Source organism: Secundilactobacillus paracollinoides (assembly GCF_001702155.1).
GTDB lineage: Bacteria > Bacillota > Bacilli > Lactobacillales > Lactobacillaceae > Secundilactobacillus > Secundilactobacillus paracollinoides.
In genome coordinates this window covers 1,719,054-1,734,390 of the sequence record NZ_CP014912.1, presented here as the reverse complement: position 1 = coordinate 1,734,390, position 15,337 = coordinate 1,719,054, and the positions used below count along the sequence as shown (strand labels likewise).

At 47.5% G+C, this 15,337-nt stretch carries 16 protein-coding genes; 3 read left to right on the top strand and 13 right to left on the bottom strand.

Going from position 1 to position 15,337, the window contains the following annotated elements:
- Nucleotides 1–87 precede the first annotated feature (87 nt).
- From AYR61_RS07275 to AYR61_RS07230, 10 genes are read right to left on the bottom strand one after another with little or no spacing between them, the layout of a single operon-like run.
- The gene (locus tag AYR61_RS07275) at nucleotides 88–1,140 is read right to left on the bottom strand and encodes a cobalt-precorrin 5A hydrolase (protein WP_065902393.1); all 1,053 of its coding nucleotides are present in this window, start codon (nucleotides 1,138–1,140) and stop codon (nucleotides 88–90) included.
- Complete coding sequence (locus AYR61_RS07270; RefSeq protein ID WP_054707910.1) at nucleotides 1,127–1,900, bottom strand: cobalt-precorrin-4 methyltransferase; 774 nt, start codon at nucleotides 1,898–1,900, stop codon at nucleotides 1,127–1,129. The genes AYR61_RS07275 and AYR61_RS07270 overlap by 14 nt, the downstream gene beginning before the upstream one ends.
- A gap of 3 nt (nucleotides 1,901–1,903) precedes the next feature.
- Complete coding sequence (locus AYR61_RS07265) at nucleotides 1,904–2,467, bottom strand: decarboxylating cobalt-precorrin-6B (C(15))-methyltransferase (protein WP_054707909.1); 564 nt, start codon at nucleotides 2,465–2,467, stop codon at nucleotides 1,904–1,906.
- The gene (locus AYR61_RS07260) at nucleotides 2,460–3,059 is read right to left on the bottom strand and encodes a cobalt-precorrin-7 (C(5))-methyltransferase (RefSeq protein WP_065902391.1); all 600 of its coding nucleotides are present in this window, start codon (nucleotides 3,057–3,059) and stop codon (nucleotides 2,460–2,462) included. Before AYR61_RS07260 ends, AYR61_RS07265 begins: the two co-directional genes overlap by 8 nt.
- Nucleotides 3,056–4,189 (bottom strand): cobalt-precorrin-5B (C(1))-methyltransferase CbiD, encoded by a 1,134-nt coding sequence (gene cbiD / locus AYR61_RS07255; RefSeq protein ID WP_054707906.1) that lies wholly within the window; start codon nucleotides 4,187–4,189, stop codon nucleotides 3,056–3,058. The genes AYR61_RS07260 and cbiD overlap by 4 nt, the downstream gene beginning before the upstream one ends.
- A gap of 9 nt (nucleotides 4,190–4,198) precedes the next feature.
- The gene (locus AYR61_RS07250) at nucleotides 4,199–4,846 is read right to left on the bottom strand and encodes a cobalt-precorrin-8 methylmutase (RefSeq protein WP_056987720.1); all 648 of its coding nucleotides are present in this window, start codon (nucleotides 4,844–4,846) and stop codon (nucleotides 4,199–4,201) included.
- A complete protein-coding gene (gene cbiB, locus AYR61_RS07245; protein ID WP_054707903.1) occupies nucleotides 4,843–5,817 on the bottom strand; it encodes an adenosylcobinamide-phosphate synthase CbiB in 975 nt (324 codons plus the stop codon). The genes AYR61_RS07250 and cbiB overlap by 4 nt, the downstream gene beginning before the upstream one ends.
- Nucleotides 5,804–7,180 carry a cobyrinate a,c-diamide synthase gene (locus AYR61_RS07240; RefSeq protein WP_065902389.1) on the bottom strand — a complete coding sequence of 459 codons (1,377 nt, stop codon included), beginning with the start codon at nucleotides 7,178–7,180 and terminating at the stop codon, nucleotides 5,804–5,806. Before AYR61_RS07240 ends, cbiB begins: the two co-directional genes overlap by 14 nt.
- A gap of 28 nt (nucleotides 7,181–7,208) precedes the next feature.
- Nucleotides 7,209–8,279 carry a threonine-phosphate decarboxylase CobD gene (gene cobD, locus AYR61_RS07235; RefSeq protein WP_054707901.1) on the bottom strand — a complete coding sequence of 357 codons (1,071 nt, stop codon included), beginning with the start codon at nucleotides 8,277–8,279 and terminating at the stop codon, nucleotides 7,209–7,211.
- Between the two features lies 1 nt (nucleotide 8,280).
- Nucleotides 8,281–8,790, bottom strand: a complete 510-nt coding sequence (locus tag AYR61_RS07230) for an ECF transporter S component (RefSeq protein WP_065902387.1) — start codon at nucleotides 8,788–8,790, stop codon at nucleotides 8,281–8,283.
- 206 nt (nucleotides 8,791–8,996) lie between these two features.
- On the opposite strand from AYR61_RS07230, the gene AYR61_RS15365 reads away from it, so the two are divergent.
- Together AYR61_RS15365 and AYR61_RS07225 are read left to right on the top strand one after the other, a co-directional pair.
- A complete protein-coding gene (locus AYR61_RS15365) occupies nucleotides 8,997–9,239 on the top strand; it encodes a hypothetical protein (protein ID WP_191982226.1) in 243 nt (80 codons plus the stop codon).
- A gap of 59 nt (nucleotides 9,240–9,298) precedes the next feature.
- Nucleotides 9,299–9,862: a cob(I)yrinic acid a,c-diamide adenosyltransferase gene (locus tag AYR61_RS07225; RefSeq protein ID WP_191982225.1), complete on the top strand. Its 564-nt coding sequence runs from the start codon at nucleotides 9,299–9,301 to the stop codon at nucleotides 9,860–9,862.
- Between the two features lie 438 nt (nucleotides 9,863–10,300).
- Here AYR61_RS07225 and AYR61_RS07220 read toward each other — a convergent pair whose 3' ends face one another.
- From AYR61_RS07220 to AYR61_RS07210, 3 genes are all read right to left on the bottom strand, one after another.
- Nucleotides 10,301–11,428 (bottom strand): HoxN/HupN/NixA family nickel/cobalt transporter, encoded by a 1,128-nt coding sequence (locus tag AYR61_RS07220; protein ID WP_082409392.1) that lies wholly within the window; start codon nucleotides 11,426–11,428, stop codon nucleotides 10,301–10,303.
- Between the two features lie 632 nt (nucleotides 11,429–12,060).
- The gene (locus AYR61_RS15360; RefSeq protein WP_065902382.1) at nucleotides 12,061–12,915 is read right to left on the bottom strand and encodes a GNAT family N-acetyltransferase; all 855 of its coding nucleotides are present in this window, start codon (nucleotides 12,913–12,915) and stop codon (nucleotides 12,061–12,063) included.
- A 373-nt stretch (nucleotides 12,916–13,288) separates the two neighbouring features.
- A complete protein-coding gene (locus tag AYR61_RS07210; protein ID WP_056987718.1) occupies nucleotides 13,289–13,903 on the bottom strand; it encodes a histidine phosphatase family protein in 615 nt (204 codons plus the stop codon).
- 343 nt (nucleotides 13,904–14,246) lie between these two features.
- Between AYR61_RS07210 and serC the strand changes: the two genes are divergently transcribed.
- Complete coding sequence (gene serC / locus AYR61_RS07205) at nucleotides 14,247–15,326, top strand: 3-phosphoserine/phosphohydroxythreonine transaminase (protein ID WP_056987717.1); 1,080 nt, start codon at nucleotides 14,247–14,249, stop codon at nucleotides 15,324–15,326.
- Nucleotides 15,327–15,337: the final 11 nt, after the last annotated feature.

Sequence of the window (15,337 nt, the reverse complement as noted above, 5' to 3'; positions counted from 1 at the left end):
TCTTTTAATGTTAGGTGACGATCCATTGCACTCTGCGTGGTGCAACGAAGCGGCATGATAGTGCTATTTAGATGACGCAGCGCTGCATTACAACGACTTGCGACTCATTGCAATCGTGATTTCATCCAACGCAAACCGATCAGTGATCGTTCGTTGCCCAGTGAGCGTTTCAGCTGCAGCGCAAGCAACGTTGCCGACACCCACTGTTTTGGCAACGAATGTCGACTGTGGATAGTGCTGGCTTGCTGGTTTCAATGCCGCCGCAGTATAGAACGTTACCGGCACATTTAGCGTGTCAGCCAGGTAATGAATAGCGCCCTCGTGCTGCTTTTTTTCGATAGAACCCAACGCATAAATGGATTGCCAAGCTAATTGATGTTCGATACAAAACTGGGTAAATACAGTTTGAATCATGTCGAACGTCACATTCTTTCGACAACCGATACCTAACGCATTGACTCTAGGAATCACCTGGACGCTAGCAGCACGTTTTTCAAAGTTCACCTTATCAGACACAATGACCAGCGGCACATCAGCTGATGCGTCGGCCAACGTGGTCAGCTTTCGAAAGCCGCTTAGGTCTGGAAAATAAGTGTTAAACGCTGGATCGATCCAAATTTCAACCGGCTCACCAGCAGCCAATAGACTGTTATATTTTTTGGTATTGAATTTAAAATCCGGGTACCAGCCGTCAACCTGTTGTGCCAGCGTGTCCAATGCCTGAACGTGCTCTGTGTCAGTCGCTGTCGTGATAACGGGATCAGAATCCAGCAAGGTCGCTAACTGGGTCGCCCAAGCATTAGCGCCGCCAACGTGGCCAGACAGAAGACTGATCACATGGTGAGCACGTTCATCGACGACCAGGACAGCTGGATCAACCGTTTTATCCTTGATCAGTGGTGCAATCGTGCGCACAACGATTCCGGTCGCCATCACACAGATCACACAATCCATTTCCTGAAAAAGCTGCTGGCAAGTGACTGTAAACTGACCCTTACCAAACGACGACTCATCAGGTGCCGCAAAGCGGGCCGGTAAATAAAGGCCACCATGCATCGCTGTCGCAATCTGTCGGGCAACCCGTGTCCCCTGAAGCGTTAATGCGATCACACCGAGTTTTGGGCCATCATTGCTTGGCATTTTTAATTCCTTTTCGATAGGTATGAGTAAACGTGGCATCATAAAGTTTAGAGTAACTGTAGTCGTCACCTAAGAAGTCACCAACCATGATTAAGGCTGTCCGACGAATGCCCGCTTCCTTGACCTTCATGGCAATGTCCGCCAGCGTCCCCTTGACCATTTTTTCATCCGGCCAAGTTGCTTTATAAATCACGGCAGCTGGCGTCGTTTCTTTGTACCCGCCGGCTAAGAGTTCGCGAACAACTTTCCCGACACCCTGAACGGAGAGGAAGATCACCATTGAAGTGTGATGACTGGCGAGTCTTTGCAGTGATTCACTATCAGGCACCGGTGTGCGACCGGCCATCCGGGTAATAATGACGCTTTGTGAGACTTCAGGAACTGTATATTCAACCCCCATTGAGGATGCCGCACCGAGGAACGAACTGACACCGGGAATGCATTCATACCCAATATCAAGCTTTTTTAATTCTTCAATTTGTTCACGAATCGACCCATAGATTGAAAAGTCACCAGTCTGTAACCGCACGACTGTCTTGTCTGCTGCAACAGCTTCTTGCATTTTGGCAATAATATCTTCGAGCGTCATGCTAGCGCTGTCATCTTTCTCCGCGCCATCTTTGCAATAATCCAGCAACTCTGGGTTCACTAATGAACCCGCATAAATGACGACGTCAGCCTCAGCTAAGCGCCGATACCCCTTCAACGTAATGAGATCTTTATCACCAGGGCCTGCGCCCACAAAACTTACTACTGTCATAATTTATCTAACCTTTCTGATGGCACTCACAACGAGTGTCGGATTTTGGGGTTTAAAGAAGTGACCTTTGCCAAGTGCGTGCCACTTTGCGATCCGCGTTTCGACCATTTCTAGGTCGGTAACAGCGACAGTCTGCAGGTGTGTCATCGCTTCAAACGCGTTTTCTTGCAGGATGAAGTTGAGCACCAGTGCCCCACTATCAACTAAGTGAGCCACTGAAAAATCAATGATCGTCTCCAAATTAGCGCCACTGCCGCCGACAAAAATCGCGTCGTATTGCTGGTCTGGAATATCAGCTGGTGCCTCACCCTGGACTAACGAAATGTTGGTTGTGCCAAAACGCGCCATATTTTCCTGCATAATGGCCACTGCATCGTCATTTCTCTCAACAGCAGTCACCTGGAGTTCTGGAAATTCCAGCGCAGCCTGCAAACTCACGCTGCCCGTCCCTGAGCCAATATCAAGGAACTGTGACTTGCCGTGCAGTTGTAACTTATCAAGACTGATTGCACGCACCTCAGCCTTTGTCATTGGGACCTTTGTCCGTAAAAATTCCTCATCACGCATTCGTTATGATCACCACGTTCATCTTGTATTTTTTATCTGGAACGGCTTCAGGCTGAAACTGACTGATGCATTCTTCTGGATAGCTGAGCTGTTCACCAATGTAAATTGCCCGCTTTTGATGACGGTGCACCACTTCTTGGGCAATCTGGTAGGGACCAATGACCTCATCCGTCACCATGCCAATCGTTTTGTGTGCCAGCAGAAAATCAAAGTCAGGAATTCGACCATGACTGCTGGTAAAGTAAGCATCGTTCATGGCTAGTCCCACCTGGTGAAACATGTACTGAATCGAGCTAATGCCGGGAATGATCGTCACGTCATCCGGTCCAAATTGTCGCAATGTCCAACTTCCGATGCCATATAGCAATGGATCACCGGATGCCAGTAAAACAACTTTTTGATCATACTGTTCAACCAGTACTTTTTTGAGCAACGCTAGTTTAGGGAGGACAAGCTGTTTTTCAGCCGGTATATCAAACCCTGCAAGCTGTCGTTTTGACCCGATCACCAGCGTAGCCTGTTGCAATAAATTCTCAGTCCCCTGCAAGCGCAGTTCTGGACTGCCGGGACCAATGCCTAAGACTGTGATCATTGCCAATCCGCCTCAATTTCTTTCAGTGGCTTGGTTGCAGCTAAAAAGCCAGTATCACGTGAGAAAATCACCGCATCGATGTCGATTTTCGGTTCCTTATGCGCCAACAGTTTGTCGGCTCGACCCTTGATCTTATCGACGATCATCTGGTAAACGTCTTGGTAACCGGCTTCGTTGATCAATTTGATCATCGCAATGGTCGTCAAACAGCCATAGACGTTTTTCATCAGATCTAGTGGCGCACCCATTAATGCGAGGTTTGCAACCATGATTTCTGCCCGTGCGTCGGCGTCCTTACTGTGCGTCGAAAATATACCGCCAGCGACCTTGATCATTTTGCCAAGGTCGCCCACGATCAGTAGTTTAGTGAACCCAAGCCGTTGCACCTCTTTAAGGACGTAGCCGACGAAATTACTCATCTGCACCTGCTTATCAACTGAAATATGCATCTCATCCTTCAGAAAATCTTCGCCATAATTACCCGGCGTTAAGATGAGCGCAGTATCGCCGCGCTTGCGGTGAATGTTCATTTCAATCGAGATCGAATGTTTCCAGGATTCCTCAGACATCGGGGTCACGATTCCGCTTGTACCAAGGATCGAAATGCCACCGACAATGCCCAGTTTTGGGTTATAGGTCAACTTAGCAACACGCTCGCCTTCAGGGGCTGAAATGACGATGTCAGCGCCCTTCTCCGAGCCAAGCACGTGTCGAACCCCTTCTTGAATCAGCTTGTACGGCGTTGGGTTAATGGCCGGCATCCCCGGCTTATTCGCCAGTCCATCCTGAGTGACCCGGCCGATCCCCTCACCACCATCAAGGGTAATGGTGTGGTCATCTCGTAACGTCACCGTGGAATAGATCAACATCCCATCCGTAGCATCCTGGTCATCCCCGCCATCCTTTTGAATCGCGACACTCGCATGATGACGATCGAATGAGCACTCCTGAACATCAAACTGCACCGGTGTCCCGTTTGCGGCATTCACTTTAACCACAGCTGGCGCTTTTTGGTCGAGAATGGCCTGGGCCGCTGCAACGGAAGCAGCGGTTGCAGTCGTGCCAGTGGTGTACCCTTTTCGTAACTTACGACCGTTATAGTAAACAAAATTATCTTCTGGTTCTGACATTGACGTCACCTACTTTACAAGATCGAGGTTATACAACACCGCGTTGACCATGGCTGCAGCAAGGTTACTGCCGCCCTTGCGCCCTAGTGCAACGATGGCTGGAATGTCGCTTTCGTAGAGGGCTTGCTTGCTTTCAGCAGCTTCCACGAAGCCAACGGGGACGCCGATAACGGCATCCGGTGTCAACTTACCAGCCTTAGTCATTTCTAAGATCTTATACAGTGCGGTTGGCGCGTTGCCAACGACAAACACTTTTTCCGTTGGGACTTCAGCCGCAACTTCAATGGCCGCCATTGACCGGGTAATGCCGCGTTCTTTCGCCCGAGCGAATACTTCCGGTTCACTGATGTAACAGTGATAGTGACAGCCAATAGCATCTAGCTTTCGCTTGTTCATTCCCGCCAGTGCCATGGTCGTATCGGTAAAGATCGTGCCGCCATTTTGCATCACGTGCGCGATTTTTGTAATTGCGTCGTGGGTGAACTTTAAATTTTTGAGGTAGTCAAAATCTGCGGTGGTATGGATTGCACGCTTAATTGTGGCTTCCTCAACTGCAGAATGAAACGTGTAGTTCGGATCAATATGATCAATTTCGTCTTGAATCATTTCAAAACTTTTATCCGTAATTTTATTTGGAATCGTAATGTAATCACTCATGCCATAAATCCTCCAATGATTAAAAATGCAACCCGACAAGCACAGACTAGGACTAAGCCTAAAACCGCAACCGTATAAACGAGTTTTAGCGTGTTTTGAATGGCCCCAAAATCGGCAGCAACCGCATCCGCGTTGCCAATAAATGGCTTATCAACAAGTTCGCCAAAGTAGGTGTGCGGGCCGCCAAGACGTAGATTTAACGCCCCCGCAACAACTGATTCAGAAAAGCCGCTGTTTGGGCTGCGGTGATGTTCTCGATCCCGCCTGCCGACAACCAGCGCGTTGCTGGTATCAAAGCGCAACAGCGCCGTGGCCAGCATCAGTAAACACCAGGTCAGCCGGGCCGGAATGTAGTTGAACAGGTCGTCTAATTTTGCCGACGCCAGACCAATATCACCATACGTCTCGTTTTGATACCCGACCATCGAATCCAGCGTGTTGACTGCCTTGTAGGCCAGACCTAACGCCGGACCGCCAACGGCTAGATACAGCAGCGGTGCAATCACACCGTCACTCGTGTTTTCAGCATCCGTTTCAATGGTTGCTTTACAAACGTCCTCTGCCGAAAGCCGATCCGTGTCTCGACCCACGATCATGCCGACCTGGTAGCGAGCCTGTTTCAAGTTATTTTCCCGTAAACTCGCCATAATCTTGCGGCTTTCAATGGCGAGGCCCTTAATTGACAGACACGTGTAGCACAGATACGTGCCGATCACAAAATGTAACCAGGGAATCGACCGGGTCAGCCATAAAAGACCAAACGTAATTGCGTAAGTGCCGCCAACGATGATCACCCACATGAGGCCGCCCAACCAGCGCCGCGTTCTTGGCTTGTAGGCGGGCTTGTTCCACAATCTGGTCAGACCAGCAATTGCGTGTCCTATCAGTTTAACTGGATGCGGCCAGGTCGGCGGATCGCCAAGCAGCAGATCCAATACGAATCCAATCGTAATCATACTAATGACTTGCATGAATACGCGCTCCTAACCGATCCAGTAACCCGTTAAAGACTGCTGCGCTCTGGTAAAAATGAACATGCAGGTAACTCGCAAATGTCTGGCGGACTTGGTAGCCGCCAGTCCACTCGTCAACCACAACACCATCCCGCACCTTTTTCATATGAAGGATCGGTTCGAGTCCTGACTGGGCAGCAAAAACGGAGTGATGGAACTCATGACCAACTAATTTGGTGCCAGCCATGCCAATAAGCGACGACTTCGCCGGTGTTGCCTCGCAGTACCCAAATCGTTTCAACCGTGGGGTCATGGTACTGCTGCCATCGAGGATACCTACCATCTCGTAAGTCCCATTTTCAGTCGTCAACTGTTTGCCCAAATACATCAGTCCGCCGCACTCTGCATAGATTGGCTTATCCGCCAGCGAGAAGTTTCGAATGGCTTGTTTCATTTCCGTATTTGCTGCAAGCTGTGCCGCAAATTCTTCGGGATAGCCTCCGCCAAGGTACAGTGCGTCAACATCAGCTGGTAATGTTTTGTCCTTAATGGGACTAAACGGTTTGAGAACAACGCCGGCTTCCCGTAAAGCTTCTAAATTATCTTGATAGTAAAAATTAAACGCATCATCCTGGGCAATACCAAGCGTTAACGCCACTTGGTGCGTCACAATGGGTGACGGTGCCTGCGGATCCACACTGGTGCCTGCCAATGCGAGGATCTGATTTAAATCAATATGTGCGGTCGCTAATTTTCCAAGCGCCGCAATTTTGGCATCCACTTCGGGCAGTTCGTTATCGGGTACCAGCCCAAGCTGCCGCGAAGGTAAAGCCAACTCTTTTTTAAACGGCAAATACCCCAGAACTGGGACGTTAACGTAGCGTTCAATTGCCCCTTTGATCAACTCATAGTGGTTTTGACTCATCACGTTATTGACGACGACACCAACAATTGGAACGGCCGGATCGAATGTCAGAAATCCTTTCACTATCGCTGCAATCGATGTTGAGGCTGACCGGCCATTCACCACTAAGACAACTGGAATGGCCAGCGCCTTAGCAATGCTTGCGGAGGAATGGGCATCCTTATCAGTGCCCAGCCCATCGTAGAGGCCCATGACCCCTTCAACAACACCCAGATCAAGGTCATTGGTATCCCGTTCAAACAGGTATTTTAACGTCTCATTGTTTGGGACAAGAAAACTATCAATATTGCGTGACGGCCGTCCCGTGATGCGGGAATGAAATTTAGTATCCACGTAGTCCGGACCAACCTTATATGGCTGAATCCGCATCTGCCCACTGAGTGCTGACAAAATGCCCAGCGTCACACTGGTCTTACCAGAACCGCTCGTTGCCCCAGCAATCATTATTTTCTTCATGCAATCAGCCCTTTCACCTGCTAGACATCTATTCGACTGAACGCAGTGCCGCGATCAGCTGTTCATTTTCTGAATGCGTTCGAACCGCCACTCGGTAGTAGTCATTGCCAAGTCCTGCATAATCGGAACAGTCGCGAATCATGATGCCGACCTGCCAGAGTTTTTCGCGAAGGTTAGGCATCGTGCTGCGGAGTAAGTAATAGTTCGTGACTGAGGGGAAAACGGTCAAGTACGGAATCGTTTTAAGTGCATCAAACAACCGTGGTCGTTCAGTCGTTAGCCATGCGTATGTTTGGTTAATATAAACCGCATCGTCATACATATGCGCCCCAAACTTAGCCGCCATGGTATTGACCGACCAGGGTTCCTGCGTGGCAATCAGTCGTTGTTTAAGCTGCTCATTTTTGGTGATGGCAAACCCTAAACGGAGACCGGGAATCGCAAAAAACTTCGTTGCTGACCGCAGGATAATCACGGGATCGCTTGCGGTCAGCTGACTCACAGCACTCAGAGCATCGTGGTCTGCAAGATCCATGAAAGCTTCATCTAAAATCAGCCAGACATTGTGCCCCATACAGTAGTCTGCCAGCTGCTGAACAGCTTCTGGCATAATGACTTGACCACTCGGATTATTCGGATTGCACAGACACACCAGATCAATTGACTTGTCGGCCTCTAACGTCGTGATCAATTGTGTCACTGAGACCTGAAACACATTTTCGGGCGTTAAGTTAAAGTGTGAGACCCTTGCGCCAGCGCGGGTCAATGAGCGTTCATACTCGCCAAAGGTCGGCGCCAGAACCAATGCGTGCTTCGATTGTAAGGCCGTTGCGGTGTCAAATATCATCTGCACCGCGCCGTTTCCGACGAACACATCCTCACGCGAAACGTTAAAGTGCGTGCCGATTGCATCACGTAATTCTGGGTACTGGGGGTTGGGATAGTAGATCACCTCATCAATAGCATCGGCAATCACCCGTTTTAATTTTGGAGACAGCCCCAACGGATTAATGTTGGCGCTAAAATCAATTAGTGACGCGGGATCAACGCCCACCTGCTGTGCAATCAACTCACGATTGCCGCCATGAATAATTGTCATATTAGTGGCTCCCTAAGAAGTTGGCGTGCTTCATCGTTTTTGGTAAAAACGCGTAAACAATTTCAGCAATGACGATGTTAAAGATGGTTGCGACAGTCAACGGCACAAACAACGCAAATATAGTGCCCTTTAACAGTGGGTAAAGCAGCGGAATCTCCAACGGGGTGTTAATGATGTACCCCACAATGTCAGAAATTAAGATCACCCCAAATTTATCTTTACCGAACCGTTGCCGGATCCAGCCAAACACAAACATGCAGACCCCCATCATAAAGCCGACAACTAAGTGCACCGGCAAGGTTAACGGAAATCCGGACAACGCAGCCGAGGTCAAATGGCCAAAGATACCAAGAAACGCGCCAAACCACGGTCCTAATAAAATGGCGCCTAAGAACGCTGGGGCCGAATCAAACGCAATCGACCCCATGATCTTAATGTTGGCGCCCACCACACATAGTGCAAGTAACATTGCTGCCAAAACAATTCGTCTTAACCGATCTGAATTACCCATAATGACTAACCTGACTTTCTTTAAATGAATAGAATAATTGATATTGTTGCCGCTTACATCATCATACCGAACTTGGTTCCTATTAAAAATATAATAGGTTCCCCCTTGTATTTCAACGCCTTGTGATTCAACTAACAATTTTTTTGCCGCAATTCTATTATTTCTTCAAAATAGTACAGAATTAATTGCGAATGATAAAATATTGTATGACATTTTCACAACGGTCAACTGACAATAACTGGTCAATCAAGGGTTATGACACACTTCATTTTAATTGGTCGATTTTTGAAACCGCTTTTATAACAAATTCTCGTCGTAAACCAACTATTTTGACGTCATATCAAAATGAATGCCACCATTTTGCTAGAGATTCTGTTTTTTCGAGTTTAAGTGCTTTAAAGACGATTGCAGCAACGTTTATCGACGGGCATCAAGAATCGCCACTTTAAGGTTATTTTATGTACAATGGAGAAAAGTAATTTTATCCCATTATTTCAGGAGGCTCATTATGAAAATTTACACAAAAAAAGGTGACAAGGGACAGACCCGGATCATTGGTAAGAAAATTGTGGACAAGGACGACGCTCGTGTGGAATCTTACGGGACCGTTGACGAACTTAATTCATGGGTTGGGTATACGATTTCTGTTCTGACCCCAGAAACCGCCGTGTTAAAGGACGAGCTGGAGGGGATCCAACAACTGCTGTTCGACGCTGGTACTGATCTGGCAACGCTTAACGACGACCCCAAGCGGTCATTCATCTTTAATGTCGATTCAGTTAAGTGGTTAGAAGGTAAGATCGACACGTACACCGAGGCCGTTCCCGCCGTTCAAAAATTCATCCTGCCTGGTGGTAACCAACCAGCATCCGCCCTGCACGTTGCCCGAACCATTACGCGTCGTGCTGAACGCCATATTGTGACGCTGCAAGGTGAAGATGACATCAATAAGGACGTCCTTGTCTTCATCAACCGTTTGTCGGACTACTTCTTCGCAGTAGCTCGGTATGCCAATATGCTGGGAAAAAATGAAGATATTTTGTATCGGAATAGTAAACCGGTATTTAGGTAGAGCGTGAAGGAAAACGGGAGGAAGCGGAGTGTAAGCCAACTCTGACGTAAATGCCCGAACTTGGCATTTACGTCAGAGTTGGCTTACATGCAGCTTTCTGTTTTCCGAAACGCGTTTCGACTCGAGGACAGAGAACCACATAGTCAGGCTCGAACTTGGCATTACTGTCAGAGTCTCCTTACATGCAGCTTTCTGTTTTCCGAAACGTGTTTCGACTCGAGGACAGAGAACCACATAGTCAGGCCCGAACTTGGCATTACTGTCAGAGTCTCCTTACATGCAACTTTCTGTTTTCCGAAACGCGTTTCGACTCAAGGACAGAGAACCACAACAAATTCCAAAACAAAAAAACCCCCAACCAAAATCCAAATCGATTTCGGTTGGGGGCTTTTTTAATAAACTTCCAATTCAGCAGACAATAGGCTAAACGCCGAATACCTACCCTAAACTATGCTCATGCCCCGTCTGCTTCACCGCACTATTCACCCGCACAGTACTTTCGGTAACATTAAGTTTTTCAAACGCAGCTTCCTGCTTTTCTTCAGCCGCAACAACCTCATCATCCTTAGCTTTAAGGTTAAACACCCGCCAAAAGATCAGTGCCGCTGACCAGGTAATGATAAATAAGACGACCAGACAGATTCCTAAAATATTGAAATTCAATGCTTGCGCAAATTTAATGACAGGGTTCTGCCACTTCAGGTACCCGCCAATTGCCTGCAGCACATCCACGATACCCACAAAGAACGCGGCAGTGACAGACAAACCGGTTAATGCCAGGTTGTAATATACTTTTCTGAACGGTGATGAAAAGACCCAACTATAGGCCGTACTCATAAACAGCCCATCACAGGAATCCATAAAGCACATGCCTGCGGTAAATAGGATTGGGAAGGAAAAGACCGCAAACCACGGTATCCCCTTACTAGTTGCGACAGCGGAAGTTGCTAAGACAGCAATCTGAGTCGCGGTGTCGAATCCTAAACCGAATAAGAACCCAACGCAGACCACCTGCCAGTTATGGTTAATGATGTTGAGCGCTTTCTTAAACGTTCTGAAGATCCGAGTATCAGTCGATGCCTGCGCAGTGGAAAAGTCGCCCTTGCTGATTGCTTTAAAGGACCGCCAGATACCGACCAAAATAAAGAGGTTGATCGTCCCAAGCAGCAGAAGCATAAAGCCCGCAAATAAAGTCCCAAACACCCCACCAACATCTTGAAACTTCGGTAATTGGTTCTTAGACCACTCAACGAAGAAAATCGTTATCAGCGCCATAATCACAACTACCAGTGAGTGACCAAACGAGAAAAAGAACCCAACGCCGTGTGTGTTTTTGCCATCGTTGACCAGTTTTCGCGTCATGTTATCGATTGCGGTAATGTGATCCACGTCAAAGGCATGTTGAAGCCCAAACGTGAAGGATAAGAATGCCATTGCTAATAAGGATGGATACCGGTCAAGATAGGTAAAGACCAAGCCCCATCCAACCACGAATAGAAATAAGACATACCCGCCGAACTTAATTAGATCTGGCTTTAATGGATAATGGTTCGTTTGTGCTTCCAATTGAGAGACCTCCGTGTCGGATAACGGGAAATCATTGTCGCCCGTTACCCTTTAGTTTGGCTCACGCAAATAACTGTTTATTAATTCACAAGCAATTTAATAATGGCACCTTTCGCGCAAGTCCTTTTTGACACGTTCAATGTACCACCCGTCATCCAAATTATTTTGCAGGGGTCGTTTTCACCCGTGATTATTGAAAATAGCGCTCATTTTGACTAATATGCATAAAGCGCTTTCAGTTGTGTTGATAACGTTTCGAGCCGATTAATTAGTCTAGTAGCATCATTTTGTACTATTCCGGATAAAATTATCGTAATTAATAACCGTATTTTTATGTTATCGCAAAATACAACAACTTTTTAGGTACCTTCAGACAGTGATTTCAACTTTTAAAATAGCATCCGATCCCCTGCCAACCCCCGATATAACAGGGATTTCACTCCACTGTAGTATTCTGACAGTATTCTTTGTTCCATCTAAATCACCTTCAGTAAGTCGGAAATAACTTGATAATAAGTTCACGATTGGCGTTTTAGCCAAAAAATAAGTCATATTTTGTACAGAAAAAAAGAATCAAACCAGCAATTCTGTTCGAATTTCCAGTCTGATTCTTTTAAAGATTCTCGTTTATTTTACCGAACCAACGTCTGATATTCCTTGTGCGTTTCAAAGAAAGATTTAGCATAACTGCACTCAGGAATGATTTTAAGCTGGTATGCCTTAGCCATTGCAACAACCTTCAAAACGAGTTGCTTGGCAATCCCCTTCCCCTGCAACTCAGGGTCAACCGTGGTACTTGTAATCGTAACCGTTTCTGGCGTATCAAAATTGAATTTAATTTCTGCCGTTACCTTGCCGTCAGTGTTTTTATGATAATAGTGCCCATCACCAAGCGTTAAGGGTAACGGGTCTGTACTATCATCCAAAAACTCGCCAACGCTCTTGGAAAGCGAGGTCAGGTAAAGCAATTTGGTAAAGGCATCAATCGCTGATTGTAAAAACCCAATTGTTGCTTCATTTTTGATCATATCATTCTCGTCGAACAACTGATCTGTATGGGCAATATAGACTTCTGGGCGTTGAACCGGAATAATGTCCAGCGTCGTAAAGGTTTGCCGTAAATGATGGTTGGCCCCGTATCCACCGGCGTTACCGATTGAATCTGACACGACCAATGCAACCCGACCACCAAAATGATTGATCGGCCGCGAACCGATATCCATGGCATTTTTCAAAGCCCCTGGAATTGAGCGGTTATATTCCGGAGTGACAATCAAAAGCCCATCCAATTCGTCTAGCTGGTGCCGGAAATGATTCCATTCTGGAACACCGTTCGGATCCAAATCATCGTTAAATAGTGGCAAAACGCCAGTATCTAAAAATTCAGCTTCAATGTTACTAGGAAGTAAGGATACCAACGCTTTGGCCAGTTTTTTAGAATAAGACCCCTTGCGCAAGCTCCCAACAAAAACACCTATCTTCTTCAAGAAAACCACCTCAAAAATATCTTAAATTGACGTTGAGCGTCGAACACATCAGTTGTAAGCACTTACATTATAAAACGTCCAGTGTCAAAAAGCTCGTTTTTGAGCATGTTGGACAGAAATGGAGGTTTTTTTCAAAATAGTGCAAGAGAGCGGAAGAAAGCGGTTAGAGGGCGGAGCGTAAGCCAACGCTGGCAAAAAATTCTGGTTCTGAATTTTTTGCCAGCGTTGGCTTACGCAGTAGCCCTCTGCTTTCCGGGAGCTCGTTTCGGCACGGTGGCCTAGAAAGACTTCACCCCAAACCCAAACACCCAACAAAAAAGCATCGCCATCCCCCAAAACAAAGGAGCCAGCAACGCCAATTCAGATAAACCTGTTAATACCCCTGATTATACCCCCAAAGATAAGCCTGCCCGCTATCCCCATCAAAACTAATCTTAGTCACACTAGTATTCCCAGGCTCCGGCAACGCCATCACATTCCCCGGTTGAACTGCAACCATCGCAGCGGCCTTAACAGTAAACCCGTGCGTCACAACGATAATCGACTGATCTGGATTCTGAGAAGCTAGGTCGGTCATAAACGCCTTAACCCGCGCAACCACTGTATCAAACGATTCGCCATGCGCTAATGCCACGTAACTGGGCAGGACATCGTGTAAGTGGTGGTCGAAGACATCGGGATATTGTTTCTCTAAATCTCGGTTCTTCTGGCCGTCCCAGTCGCCGTAGGAAATCTCTAACAGCCGTTCATCGTAACTGACAGGTAACTGCGCCTTCTCGTTCAAAATAGCAGCGGTCTGGCGCGTCCTGTTCAAGGGGCTCGCCACCAACTGGTCTGCAAAACTAATGTCAAAATGGTCGCGTAGATTTGCTGCCTGCGCTAGTCCAGTCTCGTTTAGTTCCGTGATCTCAGTGTTCATTGTCCCCTGTTTGAGTCCCTGAATATTGGCCGTCGTTTGCCCGTGACGGATGAAATAAAAGTCGGTCATAGTGTGCCTCCGTTTTTCTTATTCTGCTGTTATTATGGCATAGAATTTCAGACAAGTCTGCTAAAACCTGTTGACATTCCTAAATTCCTCTGTTAAATTTTAATTAAAGAAATGGAGGCCGATTACGATGAACGCACACAACATGAACAACCAAACATCCTCCTCCTGGTCTACAGTCCCATCTATGTAGGCCCCTTTGGCAACGCCAAAAAAGGCTTCACATAGGTGATTCATATCACACTGTGAGGCCACTGAATAAGTGATGATAACCGCCCTCGCAGTGAAAACTGTGAGGGCTTTTTTAATCTATCTGCTCATAAAATTCTAATTGGAGGCTCAACTAATGACTGTTTACAACTTCGCCGCTGGTCCGGCGACCCTACCAAATGACGTGATCAAGAAGATTCAAACCGACTTACCATCCCTGGAAGGCTCCGGGATGAGTATTTTGGAGATCTCCCACCGGTCGGCCCTGTTTGACAACATCATTAACACCGCACAGGATGATTTGCGCGACCTGATGGCCATTCCTGACAATTATGAGGTCATGTTTTTCCAAGGCGGCGGTACCGGCCAATTCGCGGCTGTGCCGATGAGCCTTGCAACCACGCATCATCGCATCGCCTTACTCGATAGCGGCCACTGGGCAGACCGGGCAGCCAAGGAAGCTGATAATTTAGGCTATACCGTTGATACTTTAGCAACCACCAAGCCTGACCACTACCAGGAACTCCCCGTCCTTCCAGCGCCGTTGGCCCAAAACACCTACGACTATCTACACATCACCACCAATAACACGATTGAAGGCACCGCCTACCACACCCTGCCTGACACCAACGGTACCGTCCTAGTCGGCGACATGTCCTCCAACATCACCGCCCAGCGCTACAACGTTTCAGACTTCGGGCTGATCTTTGCCGGCGTCCAAAAAAACATTGGGCCAGCGGGCACCGTTATCGTCATCGTGCGCAAGGATCTCATCAAGGAAGTGCCCCATATTCCAAGTATCCTGAACTATTCGTTGTTTGCTAAGAAGAACTCCATGTACAACACGCCGGCTGTCTTTTCCATCTACGCCACGGGGCTTGTCCTCAAATGGATCAAGGAAAACGGCGGGGTGGATGAAATGCAGCGGCGCAATGAAAAGAAGGCTAGCCTGCTTTACGACTACCTCGATCATTCAACCCTGTTCCACAACCACGTTAAACCAGCTGATCGTTCGCTGACCAATATCCCGTTCATGACTGGTGACGACGACCTGGATAAGGCCGCCATCGCCGACCTGACCGCCCACGGCTTAATGAGTTTAAAAGGCCACCGAAGTGTTGGCGGTTTGCGTGCCAGTCTATACAACGCCATGCCGTTTGACGGGGTTCAAGCACTGGTCAACGAACTCTATTCATTTGAAAAAGCACACCGTTAACCCACATCCAA

Bases quoted from the DNA above. Each gene is read 5' to 3' on its own strand.
- AYR61_RS07275 (WP_065902393.1), bottom strand. From the start codon at position 1,140: ATGCCAAGCAATGATGGCCCAAAACTCGGTGTGATCGCATTAACGCTT.
- AYR61_RS07270 (WP_054707910.1), bottom strand. From the start codon at position 1,900: ATGACAGTAGTAAGTTTTGTGGGCGCAGGCCCTGGTGATAAAGATCTC.
- AYR61_RS07265 (WP_054707909.1), bottom strand. From the start codon at position 2,467: ATGCGTGATGAGGAATTTTTACGGACAAAGGTCCCAATGACAAAGGCT.
- AYR61_RS07260 (WP_065902391.1), bottom strand. From the start codon at position 3,059: ATGATCACAGTCTTAGGCATTGGTCCCGGCAGTCCAGAACTGCGCTTG.
- cbiD (WP_054707906.1), bottom strand. From the start codon at position 4,189: ATGTCAGAACCAGAAGATAATTTTGTTTACTATAACGGTCGTAAGTTA.
- AYR61_RS07250 (WP_056987720.1), bottom strand. From the start codon at position 4,846: ATGAGTGATTACATTACGATTCCAAATAAAATTACGGATAAAAGTTTT.
- cbiB (WP_054707903.1), bottom strand. From the start codon at position 5,817: ATGCAAGTCATTAGTATGATTACGATTGGATTCGTATTGGATCTGCTG.
- AYR61_RS07240 (WP_065902389.1), bottom strand. From the start codon at position 7,180: ATGAAGAAAATAATGATTGCTGGGGCAACGAGCGGTTCTGGTAAGACC.
- cobD (WP_054707901.1), bottom strand. From the start codon at position 8,279: ATGACAATTATTCATGGCGGCAATCGTGAGTTGATTGCACAGCAGGTG.
- AYR61_RS07230 (WP_065902387.1), bottom strand. From the start codon at position 8,790: ATGGGTAATTCAGATCGGTTAAGACGAATTGTTTTGGCAGCAATGTTA.
- AYR61_RS15365 (WP_191982226.1), top strand. From the start codon at position 8,997: ATGACATTTTCACAACGGTCAACTGACAATAACTGGTCAATCAAGGGT.
- AYR61_RS07225 (WP_191982225.1), top strand. From the start codon at position 9,299: ATGAAAATTTACACAAAAAAAGGTGACAAGGGACAGACCCGGATCATT.
- AYR61_RS07210 (WP_056987718.1), bottom strand. From the start codon at position 13,903: ATGACCGACTTTTATTTCATCCGTCACGGGCAAACGACGGCCAATATT.
- serC (WP_056987717.1), top strand. From the start codon at position 14,247: ATGACTGTTTACAACTTCGCCGCTGGTCCGGCGACCCTACCAAATGAC.